The following is a 14,705-nucleotide window of genomic DNA, read 5'->3' on the forward strand; positions in this document are numbered from 1 at the left end:
CCGCCTCCAGGCCATCGAGCGGGACACCGACGTGGCCTGAGCTGTGGTGCACACAACTTCGTACTCGGCGGTGCACTCAGAGGAGTACCTGGACATCCCTGGCCGACCTCGACGACTACGCCGCGCACGTCAAAGCAACCGAGACCAGCCACGCCCAGCGCGAAGACCGGCTCTCGATCGTGAACCGGGTGTGGTCCTACCGGGACCTGCTGCCCGAGGCCGACCGGCTGCCGCAAACACCGCCCTGGCGCGGCGAGCGCATCCAGGACATCCTCCAGCAGCGGCGCGCCATCCGCGAAGAGAACCGCACCCCCCGCATCCACCCCGAGACGATGTCGGCGCTGCTGGCCTGGTCCCTGCGCTTCGTGGAGACCTTCGCCGAGGACATCACCGCGGCCTTCGACGAATACCTCGTACTCAGCGAGCGCAGCGGCCGCAGCCGCGGGGGCCGGACCATTCCCCCACCGCGGCGCCCGAAGGGCGCGCTGACCGACGAGCTGCGCGTCCTGCTGAGCGACTACCGCGAGCAGGGACGTCCGCTTCCCGGCCTCCGGGACAACGACGGCACGCTCCGGGTCAACCTCTCGCATCTGGGAAAGGTGCTCGACACAGCCCGCGGGGCGCTGAACGCCCCCAGCAACCGCGCCGTGTTCACGGAGATGGGGCTGCCCGTCATCGAAGGCGCGCCGCTGGACGCGCCGGTCACCGGGCTGTTGGACGGCCGGCCCTGGCACGACGGGGCCATCGACTACACCGAGGCCGGCTTCCTGGCCCGGCACCTGAGCACGGCCTGCTTCATCGTGATCAGCTACCTGTCGGGGATGCGGGCAGGGGAAGCTCTCAGTCTGGAACGCGGCTGCGTCGAACGAGACCCCGCCCACGGCCTGGTCCTCCTGCGCGGCAGACACTGGAAAGGTGTCCGCGACGCAGCCGGCGACAAGATGCCCGAGGGCGAGATCCGGGCCGATCCGTGGGTCGTCACCGAGGCCGTCGCCGTCCTGGAACGGCTGCACACGAGCACCTGGCTGTTCCCGGCGACGTTGTTCACCGACGGCCGCGACGGCGCGGCCATGCTGCGCAGCCGCGTCGGCGGCTCCCGGTCGGAGACCCGGATCAACCACGACATCGCCGAATTCCTGGCCTGGGTCGAGACCTACTGCACCGAGCACGGCCGCAGTGACCGCATCCCGCCCGACCCGGTCCACCCGGTCATCTACTCCGCTCGCCTGCGCCGCACCCTGGCCTGGTTCATCGTCCGCCGGCCACGGGGCCTGGTTGCTGCCGCGATCCAATACGGACCCTCGGCTACGCCGGAAACTACGCCTCGGGCTTCCCCGACGACCTCGCCTTCGAAGACTGGCTGGCCAGGCTGGACACCCTCGCCGACGCACACCAGCGCCTACGTGAAGGCGAGCAGGTCAGCGGCCCAGCAGCCGAGACCTACCGGCACCGCGTCCAGGCTGCCACTCGCTTCGCCGGCCGAGTCCTGCGCACCAAGCGGCACGCCAGCACCATGCTCGCCAACCTTGACCTGCAGATCTTCCCGGCAAGGGCATGACCTGCGTCCTGGACCCCAAGCGGGCAGCCTGCCGCCTGCGCAGCGAGGAGGACGGCACCCGCCGCACCCCCGACCTCGACGACTGCCGCCCGAACTGCGTCAACATCGCGCGGACCGATCGCGACATCGAACACGTCATCGTCCAGATCGAGCAGCTACGACCGCTCGTCGACGACCCGCTGGCTCCCGCCTTCCGACACGCCCGCGAACAGCACGAGCTCGACCGCCTGGAACGCATCGTCACCGCCCACGACTCGACCGGAGAACCCCACGATGGCCACTGACCGCGACGCCGAACGCGACGCCATCACCGCGGCGATCCAGCGGCTGCTCGACGGCCGTCCCACCCGGTCCACCGGGGCGCTCACCACGCTGCAACTCGCCGCCGAGGCGGGCGTCAAGCGCTGGGTCCTCACCCACAAGCACGTTGACCTCAAAGAAGAATTCGCCCGCCGGAAGTCCGAGGCGAACGGCATTCCGCCCGCGTTCCAGCATCTGCACGCCCGCGCAGTAGATGCCGAAGCCGCCGCTCAGGCCCTGCGGGAGGACAACGACCGGCTTCGCGAGCGCGTCGCCGTCTATGCCCAGGTCATCCACGAACTCCGCACCGAGCTGGACCGGCGCACCGACAACAGCACCCAGCGCAGCCCTGTCCGGAGCCTCCCTGCCAGCGTCACCTGATGCGCGAGGCGGTCGCGGCGTTGAAATGAGGGGCTGTGCTTCGCTAAGCAGGGCCTTGATGCTGCTTTCGCTTGAAGCACGACTTCGAGATCCTTCGCGAGCGGCCGACCAGCGAGCCGCAAGTTCCTCGTAGATCTCCGCGGCGCGGGTGGTCCTACCAGTCTCCAGTCGCTTGGCACTGATCCGGCGAAGAGTGACCGGAGACTGGCAGGGCTATCACCGCTGCGCTGCGATCAGCGAGGGCGGCTGTTGTTGTGAGAGCGCGGTCAGGCGGCGAAGGAAGCGAGCAGTTCGTTGTACTGCTTGGCTGCGGTGGACAGGTCCTCGTCGGAGAGGCCGAAGGCGGTGCCGTACACCTTGACCATCGGCTGCTGGAAGTCGAGCTGGCACAGCCGCAGGGTCGCCTCCCAGCTGTTGAGGAGGGTCTCCAGAGTGGCCTTGTTCGCGCCCTCGGGGGTGTAGTGATCGGCGGGGACACCGGCGGTGACGGCGACGACGGCCTTCTTGCCGGCCAGCTGCGAGGCAGAACCGTCCAGGGTGAAGGCCCAGCCAAAGGTGAAGACCTTGTCCTGCCACAGCTTGAACAGCGGGGTGGTGTTGTACCAGAACACCGGATGCTGGAAGACGATCACGTCGTGCTCCGCCAGCAGGGCCTGCTCGGCGTCGACATCGATCTGGAAGTCAGGGTAGGTGGCGTAGAGATCGTGCACCGTGACATGGGGCAGATCGCGAACGGCGTCCACCAGGGCCGCGTTGGCCTTCGACTGGGACAGGTCGGGGTGAGCTACGACAAGGAGAACCTTGGACATGATGAGAGAACCTCTTTAGTGATCAGTGAAATGGGTGAAGGGAAGCGGGTTGGCCGAGTGCGACGGGTCAGTACGTCGCCGGGGCGTCAGATCACCGGTCGATGGTGGCCATGTTCGCCTCGTCGTGGCGCTCTCCCGCGGCCGGTGTGAGGTTGTTCAGGCGGTCGAGCTGAGCGGCGCTGAGTTCGATGCCGTCGGCGGCGGTGTTCTCCTCGACGCGTGCCACCCGCCGGGTTCCGGGGATGGGGGCGATGTCGTCGCCGCGGGTCAGCAGCCAGGCCAGTGCGGTCTGGGCCGGGGTGGCTCCGATCTCAGCGCCGATGGCCCGTACTTCGTCGACGATGCGCAGGTTGCGCTGGAAGTTCTCGCCGAAGAAGCGCGGGTTGGTCTTGCGCCAGTCGTCGTCGGCGAAGTCGTCGACGGTGCGGATCTGCCCGGTCAGCAGGCCATGGCCGAGCGGCGAGTAGGGCACGAATCCGATACCGAGCTCGCGCAGCAGCGGGAGGATCTCGGCCTCGACGTCACGGGTCCACAGCGAGTATTCGGTCTGCAGCGCGGACACCGGATGCACGGCGTGCGCCCGGCGGATCGTCTCGGGACCGGCTTCCGAGAGGCCGATGTGGCGCACCTTGCCTTCGGCGACCAGCTCGGCCAGCGCGCCGACGGTCTCCTCGATGGGCGTGTTCGGGTCGACACGGTGCTGGTAGTAGAGGTCGATGTGGTCGGTGCCGAGCCGCAGAAGCGAGCCCTCGACCGCGGCCTTCACATTGCCGGCGCTGCTGTCGATGACACCGGGGCCGTCGCCGGCGTGGGAGACGAGACCGAACTTCGTCGCCACCACGACGTCGTCACGGCGGCCCTTGATGGCCTTGCCGACGAGTTCCTCGCTGTGGAAGGGACCGTAGATCTCGGCGGTGTCGATGTGGGTGACCCCGAGGTCCAGCGCCCGGTGGATCGTGCGGATCGATTCTGCGTCATCGAGCCCCCCGCCCGTGGTGTACATGCCGGCCATGGTCATGGCTCCCAGCCCGATGCGGGAGACATCGAGCCCGCCCAGCGATACGTGCTTCATCAGGTACTCCTTGTCGTGACGGCCGTCAGGCCGGTCGGTGGTCGTGAGTAATGGGGCGCCACCCGTTGGCAGACCGTGCTGGGGTGATCCGCGCGCTGGCGACGCGGGAGCCGTTGCCCGGGTAGCGGGGTCAGAGCCGTGGGTGCACCCGGCGGCTTCCGGCCTCGGCCGGGCATGGTGCTCAGGCGTGGGTGTCGTCTTAAGGTCAGGCTGCCGAGGACATCGATGCCGCGGTCGCCGGTGATGCGCTTCGCCCAGGCAGTCAGGCGGGACGACCATGGGGGATTCAGCTTGCCGATGTCAGGTGGGGTGGTCCGACGCTGGTGTTGCCAGGGCCGGGCTGCGGTGGGTCCGCAGGCTGAACCGGCTGCGCCGGGTCAGTGCTCGTGGGCCGCCGGCTCCAGAACGAGGACCGGGATCTCACGGTCCGTGTTCTTCTGGTACTCGGCGTAGTCGGGGAACGCCTCGACGGCTCGGGCCCACCACAGGGCCTTCTCGTCCCCGGTCACCTCGCGTGCCAGCATGTCCTGGCGCACCGGGCCGTCCTGAAGCTCGACCCGGGGGTCGGCCACCGCGTTGTGGTACCAGACCGGGTGCTTGGGGGCTCCTGCCATGGAGGCGACCACGGCGTAGACGCCGTCGTGCTCCACCCGCATGACCGGGGTCTTGCGGATCTTGCCGCTCTTCGCGCCCAGAGTGGTCAGGATGACGACGGGCAGGTCCCGGAGCCTCTCGTCTTCTTCCCGTGCGACCAGGACACTCAGCGTCGTTCCCTGCGTACCGCCGGAGCTTTCGTACAGCTCCACCTGGTCACGTACAAACTGCGCCTTGCTCGGCTCGTACTCGCCTTTGAGGGGCATGTTGACTCTCTCCGTGCTGTCGAAACGCGCACCCGGCGCGGTCCTCCGTCCTGGCCGGGGTGCGGGGCGTGGTGCTCAGGCGTGGGCATCGTCGTAGGCCAGGGCGCCGCCCAGCTCGCGGGATGCCTCGGCCTGGGCGAGGAGCTCCTTCGCCTTAGCCTCGGCAGCCTCGATGGCGTCCGCACCGGCGACGAAGCGCTGCAGCGGCTTGTCCTGGTCAACGATGATCAGCAGGGCACGGGCGAGCTTGGCGGGGTCGCCGGCCTGCTTGCCGTTGATGCTCTTGATGCCCTCGATCCTGGGGGCGGTGCGCGGGGCGTAGTCGTCGATGGACAGCTCGGGCCAGGTGGGGGACCCGTCCACGAGGAATTCGGTGCGGAAGTAGCCAGGCTCCACGGCTGTGGTGTGGATCCCGTAGGGCTCGACGTCGTAGCGCAGGGACTCCATCCAGCCCTCTTCCGCGAATTTGGAGGCGGCGTAGGCGGAGGTGAACTCCATGCCGACCAGTCCCGCGGTCGAGGTGATGGTGATGATGTGACCGGCGCGCTGCTTGCGCAGGACGGGCAGGATCGCGCGGGTGACGTTCATCGGGCCGAAGAGGTTGGTCTCGAACTGCTGGCGCATCTGCGCGGGCGAGATCTCCTCGAAGTAGCCGGCGACAAGATACCCGGCGTTGTTGATCAGGACGTCAATACGGCCGAAACGGTCGACGGCGGCCTGCGCGGCGGCCTCGGCGTCCTCGATGCTGGTGACGTCCAGCTTGGTGACCAGCAGATTGTCCTGCGGCCCGCCCAGGGTCTTCTCGACCTCTGCGGGGCGGCGGCCGGTGGCGACGACCTGGTGGCCGGCGGCGAGGGCCTCGCGGGCGATGTCCGTGCCCAGACCGCGTCCGGCACCGGTGACGAGAATGACCTTGCTCATGGGGGGGATTCCTTTCAGGCGCCGTGCTCCGGCACCCACTGTGTGCGGGGGTGATGCATTCAGCGCCGACGGGGCCGCAGAGCGCCGTCTGTCTGGACGTTCACACCGCCGTGGGCGGTGCACCACCAACAAAACCGGCTGTCACGCGAGGGTGGGAGTCCCTGATGAGGGGGTCACTGACAGGGACCCCCAACCCGGCGGATGCGCTCGTAGAGTGAAGCGCATGGCAGGCAGAAACGACCCCAACGGCACAAACCGCGACATCCGCGATGATTTCCGCGCGGAGATCCGGGAATTCCTCGCCACGCGACGGGCCAGGGTCACCCCCGAGCAGGCCGGGCTGCCCGTGTACGGCGGAGAGCGCCGACGGGTCACCGGGCTGCGCCGCGAGGAGGTCGCCCTCCTCGCGGGCATCTCCAGCGAGTACTACACCCGGCTGGAGCGCGGCAACGCCACCGGCGTCTCCGAGAGCGTCATCGAAGGCATCGCTCAAGCACTTCAGCTCGACGAGGCCGAACGCATCCACCTGCTCGACCTCCTGCGCGGCGCCGGCACGACCCGCCCGCCACGCCGCCGCCCGGCCCAGCAGCGCGTGCGGCCCGCGGTGCAGCGCGTCCTCGACTCGATGACCGGCACACCCGCCTTCGTCCTCAGCGGACGCGGGGACATCCTGGCCGCCAACCACCTCGGGCGCACCCTGTACTCCCCGGTCTACGCCGACCCGGTGCGCCCGCCCAACAACTCCAGGTTCGTCTTCCTCGACACGCGCGCGACTGAATTCTTCCGCGACTGGGACCAGGTCGCAGGCGACTGTGTCGCCATGCTGCGCGCCGAGGCCGGCCGCGATCTCTACGACCGGCGGCTGACCGACCTGATCGGCGAACTGTCCACCCGCAGCGAGGACTTCCGTCACCGCTGGGCCGCCCACAACGTCCGCATGCACACCACCGGCGTGAAACTTCTGCACCACCCGGTCGTCGGCGACCTCGACCTACCGTTCGAAACCTTCCCGGTGGGCGGCGACCCCAGCCAGGTCCTCCTCACCTACACCGCCGAACCCGACTCACCCTCGCAGGACGCCCTGAACCTGCTGGCCAGCTGGGCCGCGACCAACCACGACATCGAGCGGTCCGAGCCGGCTAACGACTCCGAGCCCGCCGACTCGGGCGAGACACCCGACTGAACGACGGGCCACGCGAGGCGACATGCCCGCCAGCGAGAACACCACAACTGACACCCGGACGGCACCACCCATGGTGGCATCCAAGAGCAGGATCCGCGGACAAACGGTGCTGGCGTCATGGACCGCCACGGTCACCGATCCGGCCCGGCCTCCAGCCGGAACCCGGTGACCCCGTCGGCATGCCGCACCGCGTTGGTGAACAGCTCCGACACCAGCAATACCGCGTCCACCGCCCTCGCCCTCCGGCGCGGCCACGGCCAAGAACCCGCGGGACACTCCCCTGACCTGCCCAACCGCCCGGGGGGCTCTGTCATCGCCTAGGGGCCTGCGGTCCTCATCGCGGGATGCGCCATCACTGATCTCCGACGGCTCGGGCCTTGAGATTCCTACCGTGCCCCGGGCAGATCGGGTCATCCAGGAAATATGCAACCGCCACTCTCACGGACGACGAACGGCGGCTTGCTGACGGGACACCAGACCGATGCTTTGCGCGATCTCGCCCCGGAGCTCGAAAGCAGGCACTGACCGTTTGACCTTGGGAGCAACAGCTTGCAATGGGCGAGAGAAACGCGGGACCACACCGGTGGGGCGCGTTGTCACGCGGCCCGCCCGGGCCGCCCCGAGTTGCCCTGGCTCATCGAAGCGGGAGACTGGTGGGGTGCAGAGAACCTCCCTGGAAGCGCTGGCCCGTCAACAGCTGGAGCTAGCAGCCGCCGCGGGTGGTGGTCACACCGCTGAGACCGTCTATGGCAGCCACGAGAAGGTTCTGCGTCAGACGGTCATCGGCATGACCGAAGGCGCCAGCCTCGCCGAGCACGAGAACCCGGGCGAGGCGACGGTGCAGGTCTTGCACGGGCGCGTGCGACTGTCGGCAGGTGAGGTGTCGTGGGAGGGCCGCACGGGGGACCTGCTCATCGTCCCTGACTCCCGCCACAGCCTCGAGGCGCTCGAAAACTCCGCCATCCTGCTGACGGTGGCCAAGCTGCCCTGACCTGACCTGTATAACGCACCACGGCCACGTCGCCGGCGTACATCCACCGCGCGGCGTGGATCGCCCAGATGGCTCGTGTGTCCGAGCCTGTGAGCAGCGTCGCCTGAAACCATGCGCGAGTGTTGACGGCCCATCCCTTGACGACGTCTCGCCACCGAGTGCCGGCTTCGCGCTCGACCGTGGCGCTCAAGGCCATGGCGATCTCCGGCTTGATCACGGTGCTGTTTCTCCTGATCCACATGTACGGCGACCTCAACGTCTTCAACGGCCGTGCTGCCTTTGACGACTACGCCCGCTGTCTGTGGACGATGGGTGAACCGTTCCTTCCCTACTCCGGCGCCCTGTGGATCACCTGGGTGGTGCTGCTCGCGAGCGTGTTGGTTCACATCTATGCGGCGGTGACGCTGCGGAAACGCGCCCGCAGGGCGACCGCGGGTCCGCCGAGCTCCGCGAGGCCGCCAGTCGCTTCGTGTCACCTCCGGAGGTCGCACCGCACTCCGCCGGCGCGGCCGTCGACGTGACGCTGATCGACCACCTCGGCCGCGGGCTGGGCCACGTTGAGCGGCGCGCTGTCGGCCGCCGGGTTGATCAACTACGAGACCGAGTGGTGGCATTGGTCGTACGGCAACGGGTACTGGGCACTGCAAACCAAGCAGCTGGCCGCCCTCTACGGCCCCGTCGAACTGCCCTGGCACCGCACCATCACCCACGTCTTTCACGAACGAGAAGCGATCTCAGGATCGGCGTGTGAGGGCTCGTCTCACTCCGTCCGCTCACAAGCCCCTATCGCCGGGGGCTCGCAGGAAGGCGGACTGCATCATGCCACGAGAGCCGGAACGTCCCATGTCATATCGCGTTTCAGGACAGCCTTCAACGCCGGGCGGGCTGTGGCCCCAGGATCCAATCAGGTCAGAGACGCGGTGCGGGCTCCCCGACGAAGCGGGCAAACTCCCCTGCGGCACCGCGTGGCAGGCCGGCGACCGCCGTCTCCGGCAATGAGGTGATGACTTTCCGCAGCCGCGCGCTCCGTAGCTGCCGGTCCCTTCCACTCGGGCTCGCGTCACCGGCCCGAACCGACACGCCCACTCAAGAAGCAGGCTGTAGCCGGACGCGGTGGCTGGAAGGGCCGCAGTGCCGAGCACCTCACCGGCCGGGCCATCGAGCACGAGACGCGATTGCGCACCCTGTGTGCGGCGTTGGAAGACGCGGTCACCAAGACCGAACTGCTCAAAGTGTGCCCGGGTCGCCGAGGAGGCCCGAAGGAATGCGAAACTCGAATTCGGGACGGTCCCACTGCACGGCCGGCGGGTTCGCGAACGCGGTCCCGATCCGCACCGCACCCACGCGGTGGTAGAAGTCCTCGGCGGGAGGATGCGACACGACCTTGACACGGTCGAGCCCGGCGGCACGGGCCTCGGACTGCATGTGCGTCACGAGCAGCCGTCCGATACTCCGCCCTTGCGCTTCGCCGACGACGAACAGCAGGTCGAGCTCCGGTGGAGCGAGGACGAGCGAGTAGAACCCGAGGACCCGTCCTCCATGCTCGTCGGCGCCGACGGCCACGAAGGCGCGGTGGGTCTCGATGTAATCGGGACCGACCCGGTAGCCCGCGACTGCGGCTGCGTACCGGCCCTCGTAGGCACCTGAACCACGCACGAGCCGCGTGAGCCGTTTGGCATCCCGCGCGACGGCCCTCCGTATCGTGATCGGCTGACTGATCGGGGAAGTGCGTGAACTCATCGGGAGAGTATTTCGCACCGGGGAGTGCCTTCCTGCGGCAGGTCGGCTGCTCGGGCAGGATTCCTGCACCGCTCCCGGGAACCGCCTGCCCAGGCCCCGGCCGACCAAGTCACTGCCGCCGCATCGGCCGCCCGCCGACAGCAACTGGGACGCCCGAACACTGCGGAGGAGCCGGAGAACGGGGTGGTCAACCGCTGCTTCCCCTGGGCCTGCCGCAGCGAGGGCCAGCCTGCGCAGGACGACTTCAGGCTGGCCTCGTGAGCCGCATCAGGAGACGCTGGACTTTGTGTCAGCAAACGGATGTGCCCTGGTTGATCACCCCAAGCCCCTGGGTCGTGTGTTGCGCATCGGCCGTATAATGCGTGCCGCCGCTGTGTCCTTGCTTCGGGTGGCTCCCAGGAGGACAACCGAGTGCAACGGCGCCCGCGCCGGCGTTGTAACCCACCTGTTCGGAAGCCCCGCCAGGCCGCACCCGCGGGGCTTCTCATCGAGTGCCGCTCTCACAGACGCCCCTATAACGCGGGTGTGCGGGCAACCGGTCTGACCAGGTTGAATACCTCGCGGGCTGCGTATCGCTTGAGGCATCGGATTATCTCGCGTCGGGTCTTGCCTTCCTGGGTGCGGCGTTCGCAGTACGCCTGAGTGCGCGGGTCATGGCGCAGGCGGGTGAAGACGATGCGGTGCAGGGCCGCGTTCGCCTGGCGGTCGCCGCCGTGGTTGAGCCGGCGCGTGCTCCGACGGCCCGACGAATACTCGACGGGGCTGACTCCGCAAAGGGCAGCAAAGGACGCCTCGGTGTCCAGTCGCTCGGGGTTGTCTCCCATGGTGATCAGGAGCGTGACGGCGCTGTCCGGACCGATGCCCACCGGTTCGAGCAGCTGTGGGGCGTGGCGTTCGACGAGCCCAGTTAGGCGCTGTTTCAGCTCGTCGATCTGTCCAGTGAGCTGCTCGATACGCTCGGCAAGCATGCGCAACGTCAGGTGGGTGGCCTGGGTCACCGCGTCCTCGTCTCCCCCACCGTTGTGCGGGGCGAGGCGCGCACAGGTGCGGAACAGCTCGCGGTTGCCCAGGCTGGACAGTCGTTCCCGCAGTGCGGGATCGGCGATGACCAGGACGGCTTTGAGCTGGTTGATCGCCTGGGTACGGGCCTTGACCGCGGAGTCCTTGGCGAGCTTGAAGATCCGGGCGCTGTGCACCGGACCGCCGCCGGACTTGGCCCTGGCCCGGGCGCGGCCACTGAGCACGGCTCGGGCGGCGGCCTGAGCGTCGAGCGGGTCCGACTTCCCCAGTAGCCGGCGGGCCGAGCGGTCGGGCCGGTTCACTTCGAACACCTGGATCTGCTGGGCCAGCAGGTAGCGGGACAGGCCCGCGCCGAAGGTGCCGGTGCCCTCCACACCGGCCCGGCGCACCGTCCCGCGCTTGCGGGCCCACACGAGCAGCTGCCGATAGCCGGCCGCCGTCGCGGGAAAGGACTCCGTTCCCAGGATCTTCCCGAGCGGGGAGAGCACGGCGGCGACATGGACCTCACCGTGCGTGTCCACACCCAGGACGACCTCGCGCCGAACGAGAGGATCCGCGCTCGAGGAGGAGCTGCGCTGTCGTCTCGTCATGATGGTTCGCCTCCCACGTGATGACGTGCTCCTGGATGGATGGCACCGGCCCGCTCGGGCGGTCTGAACCGTGATGGCGCCTGGAACGCGGCAAGGCCCCTATAGGGACACGCCCTGTGGCTCGGTACCAGCAAGCGCCATCCCGTAACGGCGGTCGACATGCCTGTGACTGGACACTTCGGTCATAGATCTCACGAGTCAGACCCCCGTCCGGGACGGCTCCGCGCAACGGTCCCATCGATCCCGGCACGACGGCACGTCCCGACCACAGCCGGATGGCTTCGCACGAACCAGCCCTCAACGTGGCCGGAGCAGTGCGGGAATGAGTTGACTCCCGCCCACTCGTGACCAGCAATGGCGGACAGCCGTCCGGCCTGCCCCGCGTCCGCGCCGGACGCGACGACCTCCGGGGCCTGACCCGACAACTCGTCCGCGTCGTCCACGTCCTGGAGCTCGAAGGCAACGCGCTGAGGGAAGCGAACGGCGTTCTTGAACAGGACCTGGCCGCGCGCCGCCCGGGCCGGCGCGGTTGAGCGGGGTCCCAGCCGGTCAGCTGCCGCAGGCACAGCCCGCGGACGCCTTCGCCTCGGCCGGCGTCTGGGCCGGGTCGACGGACTGCTCGTCATGGGTGCAGCAGGCCGCAGTGCCGCAGCAGGCGTCCAGCGTGCCGTCCGCCCTCTTGCCCAGCGTGTCGGCGTCAGCCTTGACGACGTAGACCTCTTAGGGCTCCTCGCCCGGGCCGGTCACCCAGGTCTTGTCCTGGACGGCGTAGCAGCAGGAGGTGTCATTCTCCTCGAAGGTGGCCAGCCCCGCGTCCTTCAGTCGCGCGGTGGCGGCGGTGACCTGCTCGGTGCTCCCGACCTCGACGCCGAGGTGGTCCAGGCGGGTCTCCTCTCCGGCGTCGCCCTCGATGAGGACGAGCTTGAGCGGGGGCTCGGCTACGGCGAAGTTCGCGTAGCCGGGGCGAAGCTTGGCCGGCTCGGTGCCGAACAGCTTCGAGTAGAGTCTCTGCGCTCTGGATCGCGAGGAACAGGTTGTAGGCGTAGGACGTGCTGGAGGCAGCCTCGCTGTAATCGCGACACACCGACGTGGGGGGTCATCGAAAAGATGTCCGCCCGGAAGAGAATCACGAAGAACACCAGCTCGGGGGCCGTTTTCGGGCTCATTGCTCCACGCGTGCGCTGAGAGCGTCAAGACCAACAGCCCATCCCTCCTGATCACTCGCGACCTGCTCTCGGGACTGAAGGACAGCTTCCTCCTGCACCACCAGGAGGTGATCCGAACGGTCACTGCAGGGAAGACGAGCCGTCGACGCATGCCGCAATCCGATCGGGGTAGGCGCGCTGATTCGGGCTTGAACGGAGGAGGGAACATGGACGACGTCGCCGCCCCCGGCAGGGAAAGTAGTCCCCTGTCCGGGGTTCGGGCGTGTTCTGGCGCCCTGCTCGGTGGAACGCTGGAAAACCTGCGGGAGTCCGCCATCGCGGTCGATGACGCCGGCCTCATCGTCGCGGTCAACAGCGCAGCCCTAAGCCTGCTGGGCAGGGAAGCCTCAGAACTCGTAGGTCAGGACTTCCACGACCTGCTGCACCGGGACAGATACGGGCACTCGGTGCCGCGCACGCGATGCTGGATGAGGAAGGCGCTGCTCACGGGGGATACCAGGCATGGCGACGCCGAGTGGTTCGCCCGCGGGGACGGCGTTCTCGTCCAGTTGTCCTGGCTGGTCACGCCCTACTCACCCGCTCCGGGCGGGACAGGTGCGCTGATGATGCTGTACGAACCGAAGCCAGGGGACGTTCGCCACAGCGACGGCGGCTACTCCGCGCCGCTGACGGAACTGGACCGCCTGGCCCTGCTGGCAGAGACGACCACGCGGCTCACATCCACCCTGGACGCGGACGAGGCGCTGCACCGACTGGCCGCCCTGACCGTGCCCCGGCTAGCGGACTGGGCCGTGTTCGACCTGCTCACCGAACGTGACGAAGTACGACGCGTTCTCGTGATGGAGCACAAGGACGGCATTCTCGTCGAGCGGGAGGACCTGCAAGGCCCAATGCCTCCCGTGCCGGCAGAGTCACCGATGCCCCTGTCACGGGCCCTGCGCGGCGCCGCCTCCTCACTTGCCGGCCCCGCCACCTACCAAGGTGCGCCCGACTCCGGTATAGCGGTCGAGCAACAGCGCCTGTTCACCGCGACAGGTATGCACTCCGCCGCCATCGCACCCATCCGCGGACTGCGCGACGTGCTCGGCGCCCTGACCCTGGGCCGGGCCCGGCGCCATGACGCCTTCACCCCTGCCGACCTGCCGCTGCTGGAGGACCTCACCCGCCGGGCGGGCCTGGCACTGGACAACGCGCGCCTGTACCAGCGCCAGCGCAAAGTCGCCGAGACCATGCAACGCCACTTGCTGCCTCAGCTGCCCGTCCTGCCGGGACTGGAGATGACCGCGCGCTACGTACCCGCTCCGGACGCCTCATCCGTGGGCGGTGACTGGTACGACGCCTTCGCCCTGGCCGCCCACGCTCACGCACTGGCCATCGGCGACGTCGTCGGACACGATCTCGACGCCGCAGCCGGCATGGCGCAGGTTCGCAACATGCTGCGGGCCTTCGCCTGGTCCCACCCCGAGGCCACACCCAGCGCCGTCGTCACTCGGCTCGACGAGGCAGTGATGCACATAGCCGAGGTACCCATGGCCACCATGATCCTCGCCAGGCTCACACTCGGCGACGACTCACTGTGGCGTCTACGCTGGACGAACGCCGGCCACCCGCCGCCCCTGCTCATCACCCACGACGGTCAGACCCGCTACCTCGAAGAGGCGCACGGCATACTCCTCGGCACCGGAGTCACCAGACCTCGTCCCGACGCCGACACCGTCCTGCAACCCCAGGCCACGCTCCTGCTCTACACCGATGGACTGGTCGAATCCCCGCCCCACTCCATCGATCATGGACTGGACCGGCTGCGCCGACACGCGGCCTCCCTCGCCCACCGCCCCCTCGACTCATTCTGCGACTTGCTGCTGGACCAGGTGCGCCCCAGCGACAACGATGACGACGTCGCCATGATCGCCCTGCGTACCCCCCATCCCGTATGACCCGCCTGACCCACGCGTGCGTCAGACCGCGTGGGGTCGAAGGGCAGGCCGTCGAGGCTCCTGAGCCGGTGGGCTGCACCTGCGGGGGCCTCTCTCCGACGCGCGAAGACTTCGCGCGGTGCGGGCCCCGCACTGCCCCGCGGGTGAGCGGGGCCAGAACACAGTGTCCGCATGCCG

The 14,705-nt window shown here is 68.6% G+C and carries 13 protein-coding genes and 2 pseudogenes; 8 read left to right on the top strand and 7 right to left on the bottom strand.

The genetic code is table 11. The features are described 5' to 3' along the window. Window positions 1-1,554 precede the first annotated feature (1,554 nt). Together ACFVIU_RS27960 and ACFVIU_RS27965 are read left to right on the top strand one after the other, a co-directional pair. Window positions 1,555-1,842, top strand: coding sequence for a hypothetical protein (locus ACFVIU_RS27960; RefSeq protein WP_385845875.1), 288 nt, complete (start codon window positions 1,555-1,557; stop codon window positions 1,840-1,842). Continuing rightward, window positions 1,832-2,239, top strand: a complete 408-nt coding sequence (locus ACFVIU_RS27965; RefSeq protein WP_385845877.1) for a hypothetical protein — start codon at window positions 1,832-1,834, stop codon at window positions 2,237-2,239. The genes ACFVIU_RS27960 and ACFVIU_RS27965 overlap by 11 nt, the downstream gene beginning before the upstream one ends. Before the next feature lie 266 nt (window positions 2,240-2,505). On the opposite strand, the gene ACFVIU_RS27970 is transcribed toward ACFVIU_RS27965, so the two are convergent. From ACFVIU_RS27970 to ACFVIU_RS27985, 4 genes are all read right to left on the bottom strand, one after another. Then, window positions 2,506-3,048, bottom strand: a complete 543-nt coding sequence (locus tag ACFVIU_RS27970; RefSeq protein ID WP_385845878.1) for an NAD(P)H-dependent oxidoreductase — start codon at window positions 3,046-3,048, stop codon at window positions 2,506-2,508. Window positions 3,049-3,139: 91 nt separating this feature from the next. Beyond that, on the bottom strand, window positions 3,140-4,120 hold the full coding sequence (locus ACFVIU_RS27975; RefSeq protein WP_385845880.1) for an aldo/keto reductase: 981 nt from the start codon (window positions 4,118-4,120) through the stop codon (window positions 3,140-3,142). Between the two features lie 377 nt (window positions 4,121-4,497). Next, complete coding sequence (locus ACFVIU_RS27980; protein WP_385569123.1) at window positions 4,498-4,980, bottom strand: nitroreductase family deazaflavin-dependent oxidoreductase; 483 nt, start codon at window positions 4,978-4,980, stop codon at window positions 4,498-4,500. Between the two features lie 75 nt (window positions 4,981-5,055). After that, window positions 5,056-5,901, bottom strand: coding sequence for an SDR family oxidoreductase (locus tag ACFVIU_RS27985; protein WP_385845881.1), 846 nt, complete (start codon window positions 5,899-5,901; stop codon window positions 5,056-5,058). A 223-nt stretch (window positions 5,902-6,124) separates the two neighbouring features. Here ACFVIU_RS27985 and ACFVIU_RS27990 point away from each other — a divergent pair, with 223 nt between their 5' ends. The 4 genes and pseudogenes from ACFVIU_RS27990 to ACFVIU_RS28005 form a co-directional block, all read left to right on the top strand. Beyond that, window positions 6,125-7,084, top strand: a complete 960-nt coding sequence (locus tag ACFVIU_RS27990; RefSeq protein ID WP_385845882.1) for a helix-turn-helix domain-containing protein — start codon at window positions 6,125-6,127, stop codon at window positions 7,082-7,084. A 658-nt stretch (window positions 7,085-7,742) separates the two neighbouring features. Further along, entirely contained in the window at window positions 7,743-8,075 is a 333-nt protein-coding gene (locus ACFVIU_RS27995) for a cupin domain-containing protein (protein WP_359378571.1), read from the top strand. Window positions 8,076-8,254: 179 nt separating this feature from the next. After that, complete coding sequence (locus ACFVIU_RS28000; protein WP_177232881.1) at window positions 8,255-8,596, top strand: hypothetical protein; 342 nt, start codon at window positions 8,255-8,257, stop codon at window positions 8,594-8,596. Then, window positions 8,503-8,764: pseudogene (locus ACFVIU_RS28005) on the top strand (dipeptidase); the annotation flags it as partial. The gene ACFVIU_RS28000 and the pseudogene ACFVIU_RS28005, both read left to right, overlap by 94 nt. Window positions 8,765-9,302: 538 nt before the next feature. On the opposite strand, the gene ACFVIU_RS28010 reads toward ACFVIU_RS28005, so the two are convergent. Both ACFVIU_RS28010 and ACFVIU_RS28015 read right to left on the bottom strand, forming a co-directional pair. Beyond that, window positions 9,303-9,815, bottom strand: coding sequence for a GNAT family N-acetyltransferase (locus ACFVIU_RS28010; RefSeq protein WP_385845884.1), 513 nt, complete (start codon window positions 9,813-9,815; stop codon window positions 9,303-9,305). 512 nt (window positions 9,816-10,327) lie between these two features. Further along, a complete protein-coding gene (locus ACFVIU_RS28015; protein ID WP_385845885.1) occupies window positions 10,328-11,425 on the bottom strand; it encodes an IS110 family transposase in 1,098 nt (365 codons plus the stop codon). A 344-nt stretch (window positions 11,426-11,769) separates the two neighbouring features. On the opposite strand from ACFVIU_RS28015, the gene ACFVIU_RS28020 reads away from it, so the two are divergent. Beyond that, complete coding sequence (locus ACFVIU_RS28020) at window positions 11,770-11,958, top strand: hypothetical protein (RefSeq protein ID WP_385845887.1); 189 nt, start codon at window positions 11,770-11,772, stop codon at window positions 11,956-11,958. Window positions 11,959-11,974: 16 nt separating this feature from the next. Here ACFVIU_RS28020 and ACFVIU_RS28025 read toward each other — a convergent pair. Next, a pseudogene (locus ACFVIU_RS28025) lies at window positions 11,975-12,487 on the bottom strand (ArsI/CadI family heavy metal resistance metalloenzyme). A gap of 310 nt (window positions 12,488-12,797) precedes the next feature. Between ACFVIU_RS28025 and ACFVIU_RS28030 the strand changes: the two are divergent. Then, entirely contained in the window at window positions 12,798-14,528 is a 1,731-nt protein-coding gene (locus ACFVIU_RS28030) for a SpoIIE family protein phosphatase (RefSeq protein ID WP_385845888.1), read from the top strand. The last annotated feature ends 177 nt before the right edge of the window (window positions 14,529-14,705 follow it).

It is taken from the genome of Streptomyces sp. NPDC127190 (assembly GCF_042672505.1).
Taxonomy (GTDB): domain Bacteria; phylum Actinomycetota; class Actinomycetes; order Streptomycetales; family Streptomycetaceae; genus Streptomyces.